Raw genomic sequence first — 19,085 nt, forward strand, 5'->3', positions numbered from 1 at the left:
GAATTTGGGCGAAACCGTCAGTCTCGGCAAGCCGCCGCTGTCATAGCAGCGATCAGGTGAAGTCGAACGTGCCCGTTTCGCCGTCCACCGTGATTTTCACGCTGCGGCCGACGGGGCTTGCGTCCTCGCGCAAGACGGCGAGGGCAGCCGGGCTGGCATTGGCGAGCGCGCGGCGGCCATCCGGCAGGCGGGCGAAGATAATGCCCTTGTTGGGGCCTTCCTTGCCATGCGTGACCGTGAAGGTTTCGAGCTTGGCGACACAACTCTCTGTGCACAATTCGATTTCTTCTGCCGGACGGGCATAGCGGGCAACCGGTGTGAACTCAGCCGGCTTGGCGGTTGAATAGACACCGACGGCTTCCTTGGTCATCCAGCCGCCATTGGCGAGGACGAGACCGAACGTCCCGGCATCGCCGCGAAGCTTGGCAACCATTTCGGCAATTCCGTGCAGGGAGTAATTGTTCCCCGGGCCACCAAAGAAGGGCAGGCCGCCGGTCAGGGTCAGCGGACGCTTGTCGGTTTTCCAGTCGACGCCCAGCGCCTGCGTCGAGGAGAACACGGCGCAGGGGAAGCAGGAATAGAGATCGAAGTGCGCCATGTCGGCAGCCGTCTTGCCGGACTGATCCAGCGCGCGGGAGATTGCGGCCTCCATGGCGAAGGAGCCATCCAGCCGTGGGCGGACGGAAATGAAATCGTCGGAGCCTTCGCCGGCGCCGTGCAGATAGACGCGCTTGTCTTCCGCAATGCCGAGCTCGTCAGCTTTCGACGAACTCATCACGATGGCAGCGGCGCCCTGGTTCACGGCGTCCTGCGCGATGAACCATTTCAGGAACGGGTCGGCATATTCATAGTTCGCCTTGGACGGCGTCGACAGGAACTCGACCGAATGCTCGACCGGGAACTGAGAGTAGGGGTTCTTTGCGGCGACGGCCGTGAAGGGCTGGAACAGCTGCGCCATGGCCTTGCGGTGTTCACTGCGCGAGCGGCCTTCGCGGGCGGCGATGGCGTTTTCGAACAGGGCGTAGAAATAGGCCGGGGCAACAATGCCGTGCTTGATCTCTTCGCGGCTCAGCATCATCGGGCCGGTGCCGCGGTCTTCATACTCGGCGTCGGCGCCGTCGGCCCAGTTGATCTCCACGCCGTGGCGGCGTGCGCCCTTGGAGGCGCGGTTGGCTTCAGAGCCGGAGATCAGCGCGCACTCGATCTCGCCTTCGAAGACCTTGGCCGCCATCTCGTTGACGAGGGCCTGCGGGCTCTGTCCGCCGACGGTCTCATAGATCAGGTGGGCAGGGGCGGCGCCGATGTCACGCGCCAGCGTGCCGGGCAGGTTCGTGTTGTGGCCATGCGGGTGCGGCGCGCCGCGCACGGAATCCTCGAAGATGCGCACCACGGCAAGCGTGTCGATGGCCTCTGCGATGCCTGCCGCACCGGTATCGGCGAGGGCGGCTTTGGACGCATCCACCATCAGCGACAGCGGGGAGGGCGCCCCGGCTGGCCCGGCTGTGCCGTCCCACTGGCTGAGGCTCTGGCCGACGCCGACGAGTACAGGAAGATCCCCTTTGGCCATTGTTCGCTCCCGAATATATTTATGCCTGATCCCTGCTTATCGCGGGATCAGGCAGGTTTCGAGACGGGACGCCGGGGAAAGCCCTTAGGGCAATCTGCGGCCAATCTGCAGGCCTGTTTCAGGAAGCCTCGGCCGGTGCGCGGGACAGGGTGAAACCCTTGTAGTCATTCGCGGCGACATCGTCGCAAACTTCGCGGTAGACACCGACGCCGCCCACATAAGGCATGAACACGCGCGGCTTGCCCGGCACATTCGCGCCGAGATACCAGGAATTGGCCTGCAGGTAGAGCGTCTCCGTCGCCACCTCATTCACATGGGCCACCCATTCGGCCTCTGCCTCCGGTGTGGCCTCCACCACGTTCAGCTGCCGCTCGGCCATGTCCTGAATACAGTCTGCGATCCAGTCGACATGCTGTTCGATGGAGACGATCATGTTGGACAGGACCGACGGGCTGCCCGGCCCGGTGATCATGAACATGTTCGGGAAACCGGATACGGTCAGGCCCAGATAGGTGAGCGGCCCGGCCGCCCATTTGTCCTTCAGCTTCAGGCCGTCCCGGCCGCGAATGTCGATCCGCTCCAGCGAGCCCGTCATGGCATCAAAGCCGATGGCATAGATCAGCACGTCGAACTCATAATCGCGTTCGCTGGTGCGCAAGCCTGTCTCGGTGATGGTCTCGATAGGCGACTTGTTGAGGTCGATCAGGTGGACATTGTCCTGATTGTAGACCTCGAAATAGCCGGTATCGACGACCAGGCGCTTCGTGCCGAAGGGATAGGTCTTGGGGATCAGCAGGTCTGCCGTCTCGGGATCCTTCACGATTTCGCGGACCTTCCCGGCAACGAAATCTGCCAGCAGCTTGTTGGCTGCCGGATCGACGCCGGTATCGGCATAAGGCGCGCCGACGCAGAAGCCGCCCTTCGCCCAGCGCCGTTCGAATTCCCGCAGGCGGTCTTCTTCCGATTGTTCCAGCGCCAGCTCTTCGGTCGGTTCCAGCGTCACGATGCCGATGCCGGATTCGCGTTGCTGCTGGCGGTAGTCTTCGCGGTTGGCCAGCCAGTCCTCGCGCACGGCCGGGTCCAGCGGACCATTATGGGCCGGTACGCTGTAATTGGGTGTGCGCTGGAAGACGAACAGCTCGCCGACTTGCGGCGCGATGGTGGTGATCGTCTGGATGCCGGAGGAGCCGGTACCGATGATGCCGACCCGCTTACCGGAGAGGTCGACGTCCTCCGGCCAGGTCGCCGTGCTGAGGGTCAGGCCCTTGAAGGTTCCGGCGCCCGGAATGTCCGGCGTCTTGGCCGCGGACAGACAGCCGGTCGCCATGACACAATAGCGTGCCTCTATGGTCTCGCCCTGGTCCGTTGTGATCCGCCATAGTCCGGTATGGTCATCATATGATGCGGCGTTAATACGGGTGTTGAAGCTGATGTCGCGGCGCAGATCGAACCGGTCCGCGACGTGATTGGCATAGTCGAGCAGCTCACCCTGAGGCGCGTAACGCTCCGACCATTGCCACTCTTCCTCCAGTTCCTTGGAGAAGGAGAACGAATATTCCTGGCTCTCAATATCGACGCGCGCGCCGGGATAGCGGTTCCAGAACCAGGTTCCCCCGACTCCGCTGCCGGCTTCGAAGACATGCGCCTTCAATCCCATGCCGCGTAGCTTGTGCAGCATATACATGCCGGCGAAACCGGCACCCACGATTACGGTATCATACTTTGTTGTTTTGGCAGGCTTTTTCCCTGCACCGGCACCTTCGGCTCCCGGCATGTTTTTTCCTCCCGCTGCAAGACAGCTGGAGGGAATTTACCACAGGATTTTGAATTGAGAGCCTGTCACGCCGGGGCAGGCAGGTTCAGAGCAGCTCGTCGCGGCCCGCCTCGCGCAGGGCGGAGACGACCTTGCCAACGTCCTGCGTCCGGTCTTTCGACGCCACCAGAACCCGGCCTTCCTCAACGACCACACAGAGGTCCTTCACGCCAACCAGGGCCACCGTATGCCCGGCATCCGACAGCACCGTGCAGCCCTCGGCATCGATCGACACCGGCGGGTTTGTGCTGTCCTGCTTACGGATCGCGCCGATCATGCCCCAGGTGCCGATGTCGTTCCACTGGCAGTCCAGAGGCGCGTAGATCGCGGCCCTGGAGGTCTGTTCCATCACCGCATAGTCGACGGAGGTGGAGCGCACAGCCATGAAGCATTCCGGGTCCAGCAGGATGTTGCCTTCCGGGTGGGTGGCGGCTTCAAGCGCGGCCGAAGCGGCATCCAGAATGTCCGGCGCGTGGGTCTCGAGCTCGTCGATCATCAGCGAGGCGGGGAACAGGAAGATGCCCGCATTCCAGCTGAAGGCCGGGTCCGCGATGTATTTCATCGCCGTTTCCAGATCCGGCTTTTCCTTGAACTCGGTCACGGTGTAGAGCGCGCCGCCGATGCCCTCGCCGCGCTGGATGTAGCCAAAGCCGGTCTCGGGCCGGTCAGGCTTGATCCCGAAGGTCGTGATGTAGCCGGACTTCGCCATCCGGGCCGCTTCGGACACGGCTTTGACGAACACGTCCGGCTGGCCGATGAAATGGTCAGACGGCAGGAGCAGGGCCAGGCCATCCGGGTCCTTGTCGGCGATGTGCCGGGCAGCGACAGCCGCCACGGCAGCGGTATTGCGGGCCATGGGCTCGAGGATCACCGCGCCGGCTTCTACCTCGATTTCCGCCAGTTGCTCGCGAACAAGGCCGGCATAGCGCTGGTTCGAAATCACGACCGGCGGGGCGAAATCATCCCCCTTCAGACGCAGCACCGTATCCTGGAACACCGTCTTGTCCGTCACCAGGCGGTGGAACTGTTTCGGGTGTGCCTGAACGGAGACCGGCCAAAGACGCGTCCCCGCGCCGCCGCACATGATTACGGGATAAATCCGCATTGTCTTCCTTTCGCCGTCCCAGCCCAGGCTTGTGGCCTGAAGCGTATGCACACTCGCGTATGCAAATCAGGCGCCGAGGAAGCCGTGCTCTTTCAGGTAGTCGAGAATTTCCTCGGCAGCGTCATCCGGGTTCCGGTTTACCGTGTCAATCCGTAGCTCCGGATTTTCAGGGGCCTCGTACGGGCTCGAGATGCCGGTGAAGTTCTTGATCTCGCCCGCGCGGGCCTTCTTGTAGAGGCCTTTGACATCCCGCTGTTCGGCGACGTCGAGCGGCGTGTCGATATGGATCTCAATGAACTCACCGTCTGCCATCATGTTGCGGGCCATGCGCCGCTCCGCCCGGAAGGGCGAGATGAAGGAGACGAGCGTGATGAGGCCCGCATCGGACATCAGCTTGGCGACATTGGCGACGCGGCGGATGTTCTCGACACGGTCCGCATCGGTGAAGCCGAGATCGCGGTTGAGGCCATGGCGGACATTGTCGCCATCCAGTGAGAAGGTGTGCTTGCCAAGGGCAAACAGGCGCTTCTGCAGGGCGTTGGCAATCGTCGACTTGCCCGATCCGGACAGGCCGGTGAACCAGAGCACCGCCGGCTTCTGGCCTTTCTGTTCGGCCAGGGCGTTGCGGTCCACATCCATGGATTGCCAATGGATGTTCGAGGCCCGGCGCAGCGCAAAGTCGATCAGGCCGAGGCCAACCGTGTCATTACTCATCCGGTCGATAAGGATGAAGCCGCCGAGATTGCGGTTGACGTCATATGGGTCGAATGTGATCGGCTGATCGAGCGAAATCGTGGTGACGCCGATCTGGTTGAGTTCGAGCGTCTTTGCCGGAACGTCCGACAAGGTGTTGACGTCGATCCCGTATTTCGGGGCGTTCACGGTGGCCGTCACCGTCTTGGCGCCGATCTTGAGCAGGTAGCGGCGGCCGGGGAGGAGCGGGGCTTCGTTCATCCACAGGACGCGAACCTGGAACTGATCAGACACTTCTGTCGGGTCGTCTGCCGTGACGATGGCGTCGCCCCGGGAGGCGTCGATCTCGTCAGCCAGCGTCAGTGTGACGGACTGGCCTGCGATCGCCTCGGAGAGATCACCATCAGCGGTCACGATCCGCTCAACCGTGGACTGTTTGCCGGACGGCATGGATTTGACACGGTCGCCCGGCTTGACGGTGCCTGATGCGATCTGACCGGAAAAGCCGCGGAAATCCAGGTTCGGACGGTTCACCCATTGCACCGGCATCCGGAAGGCGGCGTTGAGGCGGTGGTCACCCACCGGCACGTTTTCCAGATACTCCATGAGGGTCGGGCCCTCATACCAGCCGGTCTCGTCGGAATGGTTTGTGATATTGACGCCGGCCAGCGCCGACATCGGGATTGGCTGGATCTCCAGGTCCGTCGCCAGCTCGTCGGCGAAAGCGTAGAAATCGTCGACAATGTCATTGAAGATGGTCTCGTCATAATCGACCAGGTCCATCTTGTTCACAGCGAGCACCAGCCGGCGAATGCCGAGCAGAGTCGTGATGAAGGAGTGGCGCCGCGTCTGGGTGAGAATGCCTTTGCGGGCATCGATCATCAGGATGGCGACATCTGCCGTCGACGCGCCGGTCGCCATGTTGCGGGTGTACTGTTCGTGTCCGGGCGTGTCGGCGACGATAAATTTCCGCTTATCGGTTGCAAAGAAACGATAGGCGACATCGATCGTGATGCCTTGCTCGCGCTCGGCGGCAAGACCGTCGACGAGGAGGGCAAAGTCGATATTCTCACCTTGCGTGCCGACCTTCTTGGAGTCTGCTTCGAGCGAAGCCAGCTGGTCTTCGAAGATCATCTTCGAATCGTAGAGCAGGCGGCCGATCAGGGTGGACTTGCCATCATCGACCGAGCCGCACGTGATAAAACGCAGCAGGGACTTGTTCTCGTGTTTCTCGAGATAGGCAGCAATATCGGTGGCGATCAGATCATCGGTGAGGCGCATCAGAAATAGCCCTCTTGTTTTTTCTTTTCCATGGACGCGGACTGGTCGACGTCGATCACGCGGCCCTGGCGCTCGGATGTCGTGGTCAGCAGCATTTCCTGAATGATGTCGTCGAGTGTGGCAGCGGTGCTCTCCACAGCGCCCGTCAGCGGGTAACAGCCGAGCGTACGGAAGCGGACGGATTTCATCACGGCGGTCTTCGCCAGTTCATCCGGCATGCGGTCGTCATCGACCATGATGTCAACGCCGTTCCAGTTCACCACCGGGCGTTCGGCTGCGAAGTAGAGCGGGACAATCTCGATGTTCTCGCGGCGGATGTACTGCCAGATGTCCAGCTCGGTCCAGTTCGAGAGGGGAAAGACGCGGATACTCTCGCCCTGGTTGATGCGCGTATTGAACAGGTTCCAGATTTCCGGACGCTGGCGTTTCGGATCCCAGCGGTGCTCGGCGGAGCGGAACGAGAAGATCCGCTCTTTGGCGCGGGACTTCTCTTCATCCCGGCGGGCACCCCCAAAGGCTGCAGAGAATTTGTACTTGTCGAGCGCCTGTTTCAGTGCCTGCGTTTTCATCACATCGGTATGGACAGCAGAGCCATGTGAGAAGGGGCCGATATTGTCCTTCACACCGTCTTCATTGATATGGACAATCAGGTCCATGCCCATTTCGGCGGCTTTGCGATCACGAAACTCGATCATCTCGCGGAACTTCCACGTCGTATCCACATGCATCAGCGGGAATGGTGGGCGAGACGGGTAGAATGCCTTCATCGCAAGGTGCAGCATCACGGCGGAATCCTTGCCGACGGAATACAGCATCACCGGGTTTTCGCATTCAGCGGCAACTTCACGAATGATGTGAAGGCTTTCGGCCTCCAGCCTGTCGAGGTGGGTCAGAGTGGGCAAAAGACAGAGCTCCGTAGTTCTTTCGTGTGTCTATTTCAGGCGATGGCGGGAGTTGGAACTTAATCTAGCATTGAGCACCGCTTACGGGAGCCGTCTTACAGGGGTCCTTACAGAGGTCAAACCTCCCGATTGGGATTTTGCTGACATTCCCTCAGGCCGCTTTGAGGTCAGACATCGGCCGGGTCTTGCGCCCGTTTCGGAGGGCAACACCTGCCCTGGAAGAGAATTTGTCGTAATTGCTCACAAAGTTTCATTATCCTGCCCCGATGCCACGGTTTATGGAGCAAACTGTGAGAGCGGAGTAGACTATGTGCGGAATTGTAGCAATCTCGGGTAGCGCGCCCGTCGCAGACAGGCTGATCGATGGTCTGAAGCGGCTGGAATATCGCGGCTATGACAGTGCGGGCGTCGCAATTGCCGGTACGGACGGGCTCGACCGCCGCCGCGCGCCGGGCAAGATCGTGAACCTGCAGGCATTGCTGGATGCCGATCCGCTTGAAGGAACAACGGGCATTGCGCACACGCGCTGGGCCACGCACGGCAAACCGAATGAGGCGAACGCTCACCCGCATCTGGCCGGCCGGGTGGCCATTGTACACAACGGGATCATCGAAAATTTCCGGGAGCTCCGGCAGTCCCTGCAGGCAGGTGGACGCGTCTTCGAGTCCGAAACCGATTCCGAAGTGGTTGCACAGCTGCTGGACCAGAAGCTCAGTGAGGGACTGAGCCCGGTCGATGCGTTTGAAGCGACGCTCGGCGAACTGGATGGCGCTTTCGCGCTGGCCGTGATTTTCCAGGGGGAGCAGGGCCTGATGATGGGCGCCCGCCGTGGCAGCCCGCTGGTGCTCGGCTATGGCGAGGGAGAGATGTTCCTCGGGTCCGATGCCATCGCCCTGGCGCCGTTCACCCGGGACGTGACCTATCTGGAAGAGGGTGACTGGTGCGTTCTGACACCGGACAGTTTCGACATCCGCAATGCGCGCGGTGAGCGGGTCAATCGCAAGCGCGTGACGTCTGCCGTCAATGACGCGCTGATCGAACGCGGGGAATATGATCACTTCATGCTCAAGGAGATCCATGAGCAACCGGAGTCGATTGCGCGCTCGATCATGCCCTATGTCGACCAGGCCACCGGTACGCTGGACATTGGCACCGTGGCAACCGCCGCCTTCACGGCTGCGGACCGGACCGTCGCCATCGCCTGCGGCACGGCATACTATGCCGCGTTCACCGCAAAATACTGGTTCGAGCAGGCGGCCCGCCTGTCGCTGGAAACCGACATTGCCTCAGAGTTCAGATACCGGCAGCCCGTGCTTCCCCAGTCCGGGCCGGCACTGTTCATCAGTCAGTCCGGAGAGACCGCCGATACTTTGGCCGCGTTGCGGTACTGCCGTGAAAACGGCACGACGGCCATCGCGGTCGTCAACGTGCCTGAAAGTTCCATCGCGCGTGAAGCCGGTGCCATTGTGCCGACCCATGCCGGACCCGAAATCGGCGTGGCCTCCACCAAGGCATTTACGGCGCAGCTGTCTGTTCTGGCTGTGATGGCTCTGGCAGCAGCGCGCGAGCGCGGGCATTTGCTGCCGGGTGATGAAGTGACGGCGGTGAAGAACCTGCTGGCCTTGCCGCGGAAGGTGACCGAGGCACTGGAGGCTCAGGAACAGATTGCGGAGATCGCGAAAACCCTGACCCAGGCCAAGGATGTGCTGTTCCTTGGCCGGGGGCGGTACTACCCGCTCGCCCTGGAAGGGGCGCTGAAGCTGAAGGAAGTCTCCTATATTCATGCGGAAGGCTATGCCGCAGGCGAGTTGAAGCACGGGCCGATTGCCCTGATCGAAAAAGACCTTCCGGTTGTCGTGGTCGCGCCGAAGGATGAGCTGTTCGAAAAGACAATCTCGAATGTTGAGGAGATCCGCGCCAGAGGGGCGAGGGTCATCCTGATTTCAGATGATGCCGGCATTGCGGCGGCCGGAAACCGGGCAGACCATGTCATACGCCTCCCGGACGGTGACGATTTCACGCTTCCGATTCTGGCGGCGGTTCCCTTGCAGCTGTTGGCGTATCATGTCGCCGTTGCGAAGGGGACGGACGTCGATCAGCCCCGGAACCTGGCGAAATCTGTCACGGTCGAATAGCGCATTACGAGGTTCTGAACCCTTTCTGGTCTAAACAGTTTACTCCGGCTAGTTTCGTTGCCGGTTCAGGCTGAGAGGAGCAGGGCGTGGTGACAACCGACCTTCAGGAAATTGAAACCCGCGTGGTTCAGCTGATTGCCGCAGAAGGTCCTCTGATCGGCAAGGAGCTGGCGGAGGCCATGCCGGATGTGCCTGTGCTGGCGCTCTGGCAGGCCTGCTATCGCAGCCGGACCTTTCACGTCTCCCACTTTGCCAGCTATTACCTGCGCTATGACATCACGCGAGAGGACCAGGTGCGTCTCAGCCCCTCGATCCAGCGCGATTTCCTATCTTTTTCCCTGTTTGGTTTGCCGGGCCAGCGCGATCGCATGATCGAACGGCAAGGCACCTTGTCCAACATGCACCGTGAAATCAGCCGGGAAAAAATCAGCGTCGCCCAGCAAGTGATGAAGCATCTGTTCGTCAGTCTCGGACGGGAACTGCGCAGCCAGCTCTGTGCGTTTATCGCCGGCGACCTTGCCTACTTCCTGGCCCACAACGAACCGCGTGAACATGAAGCGTCGGGGGAGATGGTGAAGGGCTCCGACATCGATATCGTCATCATCCTCAGCGAGTCCCTCCCGGATGAGGTCAAGACACGGATCGACAATGAGATGATGGCGCTCAAAAGCATGTATTTGCGCCATCCACAGTACCGCCACGAGATCGACTTCATCTGCAAGCGCAAATCCGTCATGGAAAAGCAATTCCAGTATACGGACATTCACGACAAGATCGCGAGCAAGATCGCTTACGAATCCATGTTCCTCGGCGGTTCACTCACGCTGTATATGGAGGTCCGGGACGCCATGACCCGGACCGGCGTCGACCGGCTGATCGAACAGGATTTCGATCACGCCCTGAAAGACCGCAAGAATGCGATGCACCAGTTGCTGAACGTGCCCGGAGACACAATCGATGATGAGACGCGTTCACTCTTCCACTTCTCGCAGGAGCGTGTGGAGTTCAGCTGATCTGGCCGTCAGACAAGGAAGAAGTCATCGTGGTGCAGCTGAACATCATAATCAAAGTATGTGTGTTGTGTCTCAACGATGAAATCGGGGGCCTGGACAGCTGTTTGTTCGATGGTTTGCGTCATTGCGAATACTGTTGCGGCGTGCTCGACCACCACGTCATTTGAATATTCCGTGCTTCCGAGTTTGGAGAAGTCGAACTGAGCTTCCTGAAGCGCGATGTCCGAACCGCCCTGTACTTCGGCGACCGGCATGCCGGGTTTGATAACTTCTGCTGCCGCGTCGCTGAACAGGAAATCGCCGGACGACAAGTCGGACCAGGTATGGTTCCTGACTGTCAGGGTGTTGCCGCCCCCGAAGTCGAAAACCGCGTCCGAGCCGGACTGGCTATAGAGCGCCTGAAGTTCCGTCATATTGGAGACAGACCCAATATTCGTCAGGTCAATGACATCCCCATTCCCTGTTCCGAAATCTTCAATAACATCTGCACCTGAAAGGTAGGCGAAGGTGTCGGCACCGAAGCCACCGATGAGGATGTCGTTTCCGCCGCCGCCATTGAGGACGTCTTTACCGCCCCAGCCATTGAGGGTGTCGTTTCCGGATGATCCGGCGAGGATGTCGCCATAGGTACTGCCGATGACAGCTTCGATAGAGGAGAGGGTGTCGCCTTCTGCGACGTTTCCGTTTGCTGTGCCATTCCAGAGCCGGACGGTGATGCCGGACGTTGCGCCAGAATAATCGGCGGTATCGAAGCCTGCTCCGCCGATGAGCGTGTCGGCGCCGAAGCCGCCGATGAGGGTGTCGTCTCCGCCGCCGCCATTGAGGACGTCTTTACCGCCCCAGCCATTGAGGGTGTCGTTTCCGGATGATCCGGCGAGGATGTCGCCATAGGTACTGCCGATGACAGCTTCGATAGAGGAGAGGGTGTCGCCTTCTGCGACGTTTCCGTTTGCTGTGCCATTCCAGAGCCGGACGGTGATGCCGGACGTTGCGCCAGAATAATCGGCGGTATCGAAGCCTGCTCCGCCGATGAGCGTGTCGGCGCCGAAGCCGCCGATGAGGGTGTCGTCTCCGCCGCCGCCATTGAGGAAGTCGCTGCCGCCTCTGCCATCCAGTGTGTTGTTGGCGAAATTTCCTGTAATGCTGTCGTTCCCACTGCCGCCGATGGCGTTCTCGATAATCGTGCCGCGCGCAATTGAGACGCTATTTACATAGACAGGAGAGTTATTGTCTGGGCGGTCGCCGAGGCTCGAGAAGGTCTCCGGGATGAGACTCAGCGTCTGGCCGCGCGTGTAACCCGACAAGTCAATCGTATCGACTCCGCCTGTGTCGTAGATGGCGTAAGACGGCGGACGTACATAAGTACCTTCCGGTTGCACGACCACAAACTGCGACCAGTCGTTAATGTCAGTCTCCGTAGAATTGAAGCCGTAAGTGGTGTTGCCCGTCCGCGTGCCGTCCGGATTGGTGCCATATAGGGTCTGGATGGCGATAATGTCGGCGATCTGTGGGCCGAGCGCGAAACGGTAATTGCCAAATCCGGCTTCGTACTGATCGAAATAGGACATCAACGAATAGGACCAGTTGTCGTTGATGTAGATATTGTCCTGGCCATAAGTTGCGCTGGAATTGTACGGTCCGGCATGCCCAAGGCCGAGCGCGTGGCCAATCTCATGCAGGAAGGTCTGGTAGGTGTAGCTGTCCAGACTTAGATCGCCACCGAACCAGTCCGCCGCGACATTCACGGTGGAGGAGGTGATGATAAAATAGCCATCCGAATCCGTGCCCCCGTAGGAGGTGCTGGCATAGGCACCGGCTTCTGTATTCTGGAAGGTGATGTCAGCGCTTCCGGTTGCTTCGGTGAAGGTCAGGCTGGTCATGTCCGCCCATGTTTCCATCGCCCGGATGGCAAGGATCTGTGCGCCCGCGCTCAGGCCGCTGATATCATAGGTCAGGTCGGTATCTGCCCAGCGATGGGGAGCTTCGAATTCATGTGTGATGAAGTTCGCGATTTCGTCGTACGTGTAGGTTCCGATGGGCTCAGCTTCTTGCAGTGTGACAGTGTACTCACCGGTCGATGTGTTGCCCTGATCGTCTTCCCAGCCATGCGCGTTCACATAGTATGTGCCGGACGTTTCAGGGACGAAATAGAGGCTGGAATTCAGTCCATCACCGGAGTCGTCATTGAAGCGAACCTGATTCCCGTTTGAGTCCATCACTTCGAGATAAGGATCGTCCAGCGGGTCAGTACCTGTGCCTGTCAGGGTGATCAGATAGCGCTGTCCGGCAACGAGGTTCACGGCAAACCAGTCCTGATCCCCGCTAACTTCGATAGTGTCGGTGACAGATCCGCCAACTGCCAGTGTTACTGTTGTGCTGGTATCTCCAGGTACGTCTTCCCCGGCGTACAGAACGCCGGAGCTCTGCGCATGGGTCGTATCGCCGCCTGCGGCGAACGCAAACTTGCTGAAGAAGGAGATCACGCCATCACTTCCCTCGAAGGTCAGAAAAGGCGAGGAGGCCATCCCGTTTCCCCCAAAGGGCGAAAAATCGATGTGTGCGGATACGTGGCTGGCTGGTGCGGCCATGCCATAAGCTGGCCCGGATACTCCGTCGGAAAGGGAAATGGATTCGAAGGAGCCCGAGGTCAGGAAGTCCATGCGCATGATATCCTCGCAAGTCTGGCGTCAATGCCTTCAGCCGGAGGCCTTGAGCTTCCGGAAGCGAGTTTGATTTCACACAGAACAGGCCCAACAGGCAATGGTTGAAAGCAAAGGGACTGCCAGATTTATCGCAAAGCCGGCAAAACTCCCGAAACCCGTATTTAGGTTGCAGAGATTTTGCCGGATTATCGCTTTTTCGGGGTATGGCAGAGGTTTAGTTCACCAGCCGTGCGAGTTCTCCGGCGAGCGTGGTCTTTTCCCAACTGAAGGCGCCGTTCTCGCCAGGTTTACGCCCAAAATGTCCATAGGCTGCGCTGGGCGAATAAATCGGGCGGTTCAACTCTAGGTGTGTTCGAATGCCTTTGGGGGACAGGTCGAACATTTCGCGAAGGGCGCTGGCGATGCGGGTTTCCTCTACACGCCCGGTGCCATGCGTATCGACATAGATCGACAAGGGCTGCGATACGCCGATCGCGTAGCTCACCTGGATGGTGCAGCGTTCGGCCAGGCCGGCTGCCACAACGTTCTTGGCCAGGTAGCGCGTCGCATAGGCGGCTGACCGGTCGACCTTTGACGGGTCCTTTCCGGAAAAGGCGCCGCCGCCATGCGGGGCTGCACCGCCATAGGTGTCGACGATGATCTTGCGGCCCGTGAGACCTGCATCGCCGTCCGGTCCGCCAATGTAGAAGCTGCCTGTCGGGTTCACATAGAATTTGTCTTCCGGCGGGAACCAGCCCTCTGGCAGCACTTCCTCCACGACCGGCCGGATAATTTCGCGCAGCTCGTCCTGGCTCACATCCTTGCCATGCTGGTGGGAGACGACGATGGCGTTCACCCCGACGGGGCGGGAGCCTTCATATCGCAGCGTGACCTGGCTCTTGGCGTCCGGTTCCAGCTGCGGACGGGCGCCGGAGTGGCGCAGGGCCGCCAGTTTCTGCAGGATCTGGTGTGAGTAAACGAGCGTTGCTGGCATCAGTTCCGGGGTCTCGTTGGTGGCGTAACCGAACATGATGCCCTGGTCTCCGGCGCCTTCTTCCTTGAACAGGCCCTGGCCTTCTTCAACGCCCTGGGCAATCTCGGCAGACTGTTCATGGACCAGATTGTCGATCGACAGGTTCTCCCAGTGGAAGCCTTCCTGCTCATAGCCGATCCGCTTGACCACATTGCGGGCCGCTTCGTTCATCTCCTCTTCGGTGACGACCGCGCCATTGTTCGTACGCACTTCGCCAGCCAGAACGATCTTGTTGGTTGTAGTCAGGGTTTCCACCGCGACTTTTGCCGACGGGTCCTTTGCGAGGAACAAGTCGACAATTGCGTCCGAGACCTGGTCTGCGACCTTGTCGGGATGCCCTTCCGAGACGCTTTCGGAAGTGAATTCGTGGCTGGAAAGTTTCATGGCAATTTCCTCTGGGGCTTATCTGGCGAAAACGATGGTCCGGCCGGCATGGCTGAAAACGCGGTGCTCTGCATGCGCTTTGACGGCGCGCAGAAGGGCGGTGCCTTCCAGGTGGCGGCCGGTTTCGATCATGTCGGCAGGGGTATAGGTGTGGTCGATTGTTTCGGTGACCTGGGTGATGATCGGGCCCTCATCGAGGTCAGCGGTGACATAATGGGCGGTGGCGCCGATGACCTTCACGCCGCGGGCGTGGGCCTGGTGATAGGGGCGCGCGCCCTTGAAGCTCGGCAGGAAGGAGTGGTGGATATTGATGCACCGGCCTTCCAGCTCCCGGCAGGCTTCGTCGCTCAGCACCTGCATGTAGCGGGCAAGGACGACGAGGTCGGCGCCCGTCTCCTCGACCACGTTGAACAGCCGCGCTTCCGCTTCGGCCTTGGTCGCGGCCGTCACCGGAATATGGAACCAGGGCAGGCCGAAATGGGCAAACTGGTCTTTCAGCGTATCATGGTTCGAGACGATCCCGACAACGTCGATCGGCAGCTCTTTGCGCCGTGACGCGTAGAGCAGCGTGTTGGCGCAATGGTCTGACTGGGAGACCAGAAGGAGCGTGCGCATCCGCTGGCCGACCGGGGCAACGCTCCAGTCGGCTTCCAGCTCTTCTGCCGCTTCTTCAATGTCGCCCAGTAGGCTGAGCGGCACCTCGCCGCCCTCCGGCCCGCGGAAGACGAGCCGGGCAAAGAATTGCCCGGATCCGGTATCGCCGAATGTGCGGGAGGAGGCGATGAAACAGTCATTCGCCTCCATAAGCCGTGCCAGCGTCGCGACGATCCCGACCCGGTCCGGGCAGGACAATGTCAGGATGTGATCGCCGGTCGTCATGCTGCGTCCCTGCTGGACCCTAGTAGCGGTAATGCTCAGGCTTGAACGGGCCGGCCGTGTTTACGCCGATATAGTCGGCCTGTTCACGGGAGAGTTCCGTCAGCTGAACCCCAAGTTTTTCAAGGTGCAGCATGGCGACCTTCTCATCCAGGTGCTTGGGCAGGGTGTAGACCTTGTTCTCGTACTCATGCCCGCGCGTCCACAGTTCGATCTGGGCCAGCGTCTGGTTGGTGAACGAAGCCGACATCACGAAGGACGGGTGACCTGTCGCGTTGCCGAGGTTCACGAGGCGGCCTTCCGACAGGAGGATGATGCGTTTCCCGTCCGGGAAGGTGATCATGTCCACCTGCGGCTTGATGTTGGTCCACTCGAAATTCCGCAGGCCCTCGACCTGAATCTCATTGTCGAAGTGACCGATATTGCAGACAATCGCCATGTCTTTCATGGCACGCATATGGTCGACCGTGATGATGTCGCGGTTGCCCGTGGACGTGACGAAGATGTCAAACTTCGGTGCAGCCTCTTCCATCGTCAGAACTTCATAGCCGTCCATCGCGGCCTGCAGGGCGCAGATCGGGTCGACCTCGGAGACGGCCACGCGGGCGCCGGAACCGGAGAGCGAAGCGGCCGACCCTTTGCCGACATCGCCATAGCCGGCGACGAAGGCTTTCTTGCCAGCCATCATGACATCTGTGCCGCGGCGGATCGCGTCGACCAGGCTCTCTTTACAGCCATATTTGTTGTCGAATTTCGACTTGGTGACGCTGTCATTGACGTTGATTGCCGGGAAGGGCAGCTCGCCGCGTTTTTCCATTTGATACAAGCGGTTGACGCCTGTCGTCGTCTCCTCGGAGACGCCTTTGATGCCAGCCTTGGTCTTGGCGAACCAGCCTGGGGACGCTTCCATCCGCTTCTTGATCTGCGCGAACAGGGCGATCTCTTCTTCCGAAGACGGCTTGGCCAGAACAGACGGGTCGGCTTCCGCTTTCTCGCCGAGGACGAGGTAGAGCGTTGCGTCGCCGCCATCGTCCAGGATCAGGTTCGGCGCCGTGCCGTCATGCCAGTGGAAGAGGCGGTCGGTATAGTCCCAGTACTCTTCCAGCGTCTCGCCCTTGTAGGCCCAGACAGGGGTACCATTGGCGGCAATGGCCGCGGCGGCGTGATCCTGTGTGGAGTAGATATTACAGGAAACCCACTGAACGTCCGCGCCGAGGGCTTCCAGTGTCTGGATCAGGACGGCCGTCTGGATGGTCATGTGCAGGGAGCCGGCGATCTTCGCGCCTTTCAGCGGCTGTTCTTTCCCGAACTCCTCACGTGCCGCCATCAGGCCCGGCATTTCGGTTTCGGCAATGGCGATTTCCTTGCGTCCGAAATCGGCGAGCGTGATGTCTGCGACGTGGTATGACTTGGCCATATCAACATTCCTTTATGCGTTTGTGCGCCGGTAACATGCGCCGTAGCAAAAGGCAACGCGCCAGGCGCTGTCGGAGCAGCACCTGGCTGCGGGAACACCATCACAAACACCATTTATAGACCGTCTATAGACCATCTATAGCGGGCCTGTGGTTTGCTTTCCGGGGTGCTGATGCCGGGCAAGGCTGCCGCGCGGGGAGGCACGTGCGGCCACCTTCCGGCTGCGGCCAGCCGCCCTTCCGCGCTCTGGTCAGCTGCCAGAAGCGGGGAGGAGGGGTGTCAGACGGATACGGATTCGGCGCTGGGTTGGTACGCCCGCATCCTGTTTTCGGTTTTGCGTGCGTCCCCAAGATAGAACGGGAAGCGTTCCATCACATGCCAGAAACTCGCCATCAGGTGAGGGCGCTCCCGCAAGGGACCGAAGTAAAATACCGTACACAGGCATTTGTCTTCTGTCCGGGGGTGAGGGCGGCAGGTGACCTCAAAGGGCCCCCAGTCGACGCGGGCGAGGATAACGTCTTCGAGAACGGTGGGATCTCCGGCCCAGCGGCATTCGAACTCCGCGTATCTCAGGTTGTCACCGGTGGCCGCCGGGGGCTGCGGCGCGGATTCCGGCCGGACCGGCAGGATCTGGACATTACCGTATTCCAATCTCTTACCTCCTTCCATATTAGTTTGTTCACGGAAAGTGAGACAAGGTGGATGATAAGTAAAATCGATTGAAACTGAATTGGTGTTAGGTTTTTCCTTTCCTGGTTTTTGTTCCCTGATCCAGGAGGTCTGCCGCCACATCCCTGAAGACCAGGCCCAGTTTCTGGATGTTCTGTTCCAGAGGAGATCCTGCGCGCCACACCAGGCTGATCCGGCGGCGCGCCAGAGGATGATCAATTGGCCGGACGATCTGGTGCGGGTCTTTGCTGGCTTCCATCACCGCATAAAGACTGGGGACAATTGCGACACCTGCGCCCATGCCTGCCATCTGCCGGATCGCGTCCAGAGACGTCCCTTCATATTCTGTCGATACATGCGCGCCTGCTGCTTCTGCCAGTTTCTGCACCACGGTGCTGAGGCGGTGACCATATCCAAGGCTGAGCACTTCGCGGCCCTTGAGCGCCGAAATCTTCAGGGCCCCGTTTCCTCCCCCGATTGGGTCATCGGAGGCCGTACAGACATAGAGCTGCTCGTCGAAGAGCTGCATGGACTCTGAATTCAGATGATCCTCGGCCGTCGAAATGACCATGTCGAGCCGGCCATCATTGAGCTTTTCGTCTAGGTCGATTGTCCGCTCTTCCCGAACACCCAGGCGCAGGTCCGGATAAAGCTGGTGTAGTTCCCGAACTGCGCTGGGCAGAAGGTAGGGGCCAATCGTCGGCAGTGTTCCCAGCCGGTAACGGCCCGCGAGATCGCCGGTGACCTGTCGTGCAACCGTCTTCAGGTCTTCCACCTGTGTCAGGACAATCCGGGCACGGCGTACGACTTCCACGCCTGCCGGTGTAAGGACTGCCCCGGTACGAGCGCGTTCGATCAGCGTCACGCCAAGCTGGGCTTCCGCGTCCGAAATCTGTTCGGAGAGGCTTGGCTGACTCACGCCCAGCTGCAGGGCAGCGTCGCGGAAACGGCCCGTGTCCGCGACGGCCACGATGTATTGGAGTTGGCGAAGGGTTGGTCTCATGGTTCGGAAAAACCTATCAGAAAATAAGATACATTCGATTTGAGCTATCGGGCATATGGCGGCATATCTCAGTCATCGCAAGAGAAAGGAGACCAATCAAATGTATCGACTGACCGACGACCTCTGGACGGGGCGCCATGTTGGCCCGGCAGGTCCGGGCCGTGGCGGCCGGTTCATGGAAGCCGCAGACAATCGTCCGAAAGCGGATGTAAGTGGCAATAGCATTGAGGAAACGCCATCCCAGTACCGCCGCCGCAGGCGTCGTACACGCCGGGTTGCCTGACTTCAGGCAAGTGCAGAAGCGAAGGGAATGACCATGTCTGTCCTCAAAGACCTGATCGCCGCTTTCCTCGAAGAAATGGCTGACTTTGCAGAGCCGCGTGGGCGGAAGAACCGCCCACGCAAGGGGCCGCTGATCCCTGTACGGATCCGGTCCCGGGATGATGCCGAAGCGATAAACCGCTGGGAAGGGGAGGGCGGACGCCTGCCCCGCCGCAGGGGCGGCTTCGACTTCCCCGCTGACTAGAATACCTCACACGACCCCGGCCGGGAC

15 protein-coding genes are annotated in these 19,085 nt (G+C 60.2%); 4 read left to right on the forward strand and 11 right to left on the reverse strand.

Annotation, left to right across the window (positions count from 1 at the left end; genetic code table 11):
- Positions 1–52 precede the first annotated feature (52 nt).
- The 5 genes from HJA_RS08095 to cysD all read right to left on the reverse strand — a co-directional run bounded on the left by HJA_RS08095 (position 53) and on the right by cysD (position 7,361).
- Entirely contained in the window at positions 53–1,567 is a 1,515-nt protein-coding gene (locus HJA_RS08095) for an acetyl-CoA acetyltransferase (protein ID WP_035580538.1), read from the reverse strand.
- Between the two features lie 118 nt (positions 1,568–1,685).
- Positions 1,686–3,341 (reverse strand): flavin-containing monooxygenase, encoded by a 1,656-nt coding sequence (locus HJA_RS08100; protein ID WP_051597500.1) that lies wholly within the window; start codon positions 3,339–3,341, stop codon positions 1,686–1,688.
- 85 nt (positions 3,342–3,426) lie between these two features.
- Complete coding sequence (locus HJA_RS08105) at positions 3,427–4,485, reverse strand: mannose-1-phosphate guanylyltransferase (protein WP_051597501.1); 1,059 nt, start codon at positions 4,483–4,485, stop codon at positions 3,427–3,429.
- 66 nt (positions 4,486–4,551) lie between these two features.
- A complete protein-coding gene (gene cysN / locus HJA_RS08110) occupies positions 4,552–6,459 on the reverse strand; it encodes a sulfate adenylyltransferase subunit CysN (RefSeq protein ID WP_035580540.1) in 1,908 nt (635 codons plus the stop codon).
- A complete protein-coding gene (cysD, locus tag HJA_RS08115) occupies positions 6,459–7,361 on the reverse strand; it encodes a sulfate adenylyltransferase subunit CysD (protein WP_035580543.1) in 903 nt (300 codons plus the stop codon). The genes cysN and cysD overlap by 1 nt, the downstream gene beginning before the upstream one ends.
- A 308-nt stretch (positions 7,362–7,669) precedes the next feature.
- On the opposite strand from cysD, the gene glmS reads away from it, so the two are divergent.
- Together glmS and HJA_RS08125 are read left to right on the forward strand one after the other, a co-directional pair.
- Positions 7,670–9,496 (forward strand): glutamine--fructose-6-phosphate transaminase (isomerizing), encoded by a 1,827-nt coding sequence (gene glmS / locus HJA_RS08120; RefSeq protein ID WP_035580546.1) that lies wholly within the window; start codon positions 7,670–7,672, stop codon positions 9,494–9,496.
- A gap of 86 nt (positions 9,497–9,582) precedes the next feature.
- Complete coding sequence (locus tag HJA_RS08125) at positions 9,583–10,509, forward strand: hypothetical protein (RefSeq protein WP_035580548.1); 927 nt, start codon at positions 9,583–9,585, stop codon at positions 10,507–10,509.
- 8 nt (positions 10,510–10,517) lie between these two features.
- Here HJA_RS08125 and HJA_RS17960 read toward each other — a convergent pair whose 3' ends face one another.
- The 6 genes from HJA_RS17960 to HJA_RS08155 all read right to left on the reverse strand — a co-directional run bounded on the left by HJA_RS17960 (position 10,518) and on the right by HJA_RS08155 (position 18,532).
- Complete coding sequence (locus HJA_RS17960) at positions 10,518–13,169, reverse strand: M10 family metallopeptidase (protein WP_162177041.1); 2,652 nt, start codon at positions 13,167–13,169, stop codon at positions 10,518–10,520.
- Positions 13,170–13,386: 217 nt separating this feature from the next.
- Positions 13,387–14,568, reverse strand: coding sequence for a methionine adenosyltransferase (gene metK / locus HJA_RS08135; protein WP_035580551.1), 1,182 nt, complete (start codon positions 14,566–14,568; stop codon positions 13,387–13,389).
- 18 nt (positions 14,569–14,586) lie between these two features.
- The gene (locus tag HJA_RS08140) at positions 14,587–15,447 is read right to left on the reverse strand and encodes a formyltetrahydrofolate deformylase (RefSeq protein WP_035580553.1); all 861 of its coding nucleotides are present in this window, start codon (positions 15,445–15,447) and stop codon (positions 14,587–14,589) included.
- A 19-nt stretch (positions 15,448–15,466) separates the two neighbouring features.
- Complete coding sequence (gene ahcY, locus HJA_RS08145) at positions 15,467–16,861, reverse strand: adenosylhomocysteinase (RefSeq protein ID WP_035580556.1); 1,395 nt, start codon at positions 16,859–16,861, stop codon at positions 15,467–15,469.
- Positions 16,862–17,139: 278 nt separating this feature from the next.
- Positions 17,140–17,511, reverse strand: coding sequence for a hypothetical protein (locus HJA_RS08150; protein ID WP_155839893.1), 372 nt, complete (start codon positions 17,509–17,511; stop codon positions 17,140–17,142).
- Positions 17,512–17,596: 85 nt separating this feature from the next.
- Positions 17,597–18,532 (reverse strand): LysR substrate-binding domain-containing protein, encoded by a 936-nt coding sequence (locus HJA_RS08155; protein WP_081814600.1) that lies wholly within the window; start codon positions 18,530–18,532, stop codon positions 17,597–17,599.
- Between the two features lie 100 nt (positions 18,533–18,632).
- Between HJA_RS08155 and HJA_RS18540 the strand changes: the two genes are divergently transcribed.
- Positions 18,633–18,815, forward strand: a complete 183-nt coding sequence (locus tag HJA_RS18540; RefSeq protein WP_155839894.1) for a hypothetical protein — start codon at positions 18,633–18,635, stop codon at positions 18,813–18,815.
- Positions 18,816–18,842: 27 nt separating this feature from the next.
- Complete coding sequence (locus HJA_RS08160; RefSeq protein ID WP_035580562.1) at positions 18,843–19,058, forward strand: hypothetical protein; 216 nt, start codon at positions 18,843–18,845, stop codon at positions 19,056–19,058.
- Positions 19,059–19,085 lie beyond the last annotated feature (27 nt).

This window comes from Hyphomonas jannaschiana VP2, assembly GCF_000685215.1.
GTDB classification, from domain to species: domain Bacteria; phylum Pseudomonadota; class Alphaproteobacteria; order Caulobacterales; family Hyphomonadaceae; genus Hyphomonas; species Hyphomonas jannaschiana.

Excerpts from the sequence above, each read along its gene's own strand:
- HJA_RS08095 (WP_035580538.1), bottom strand. The coding sequence starts at position 1,567 with ATGGCCAAAGGGGATCTTCCTGTACTCGTCGGCGTCGGCCAGAGCCTC.
- HJA_RS08100 (WP_051597500.1), bottom strand. The coding sequence starts at position 3,341 with ATGCCGGGAGCCGAAGGTGCCGGTGCAGGGAAAAAGCCTGCCAAAACA.
- HJA_RS08105 (WP_051597501.1), bottom strand. The coding sequence starts at position 4,485 with ATGCGGATTTATCCCGTAATCATGTGCGGCGGCGCGGGGACGCGTCTT.
- cysN (WP_035580540.1), bottom strand. The coding sequence starts at position 6,459 with ATGCGCCTCACCGATGATCTGATCGCCACCGATATTGCTGCCTATCTC.
- glmS (WP_035580546.1), top strand. The coding sequence starts at position 7,670 with ATGTGCGGAATTGTAGCAATCTCGGGTAGCGCGCCCGTCGCAGACAGG.
- HJA_RS17960 (WP_162177041.1), bottom strand. The coding sequence starts at position 13,169 with ATGGACTTCCTGACCTCGGGCTCCTTCGAATCCATTTCCCTTTCCGAC.
- metK (WP_035580551.1), bottom strand. The coding sequence starts at position 14,568 with ATGAAACTTTCCAGCCACGAATTCACTTCCGAAAGCGTCTCGGAAGGG.
- HJA_RS08140 (WP_035580553.1), bottom strand. The coding sequence starts at position 15,447 with ATGACGACCGGCGATCACATCCTGACATTGTCCTGCCCGGACCGGGTC.
- ahcY (WP_035580556.1), bottom strand. The coding sequence starts at position 16,861 with ATGGCCAAGTCATACCACGTCGCAGACATCACGCTCGCCGATTTCGGA.
- HJA_RS08155 (WP_081814600.1), bottom strand. The coding sequence starts at position 18,532 with ATGAGACCAACCCTTCGCCAACTCCAATACATCGTGGCCGTCGCGGAC.
- HJA_RS18540 (WP_155839894.1), top strand. The coding sequence starts at position 18,633 with ATGTATCGACTGACCGACGACCTCTGGACGGGGCGCCATGTTGGCCCG.
- HJA_RS08160 (WP_035580562.1), top strand. The coding sequence starts at position 18,843 with ATGACCATGTCTGTCCTCAAAGACCTGATCGCCGCTTTCCTCGAAGAA.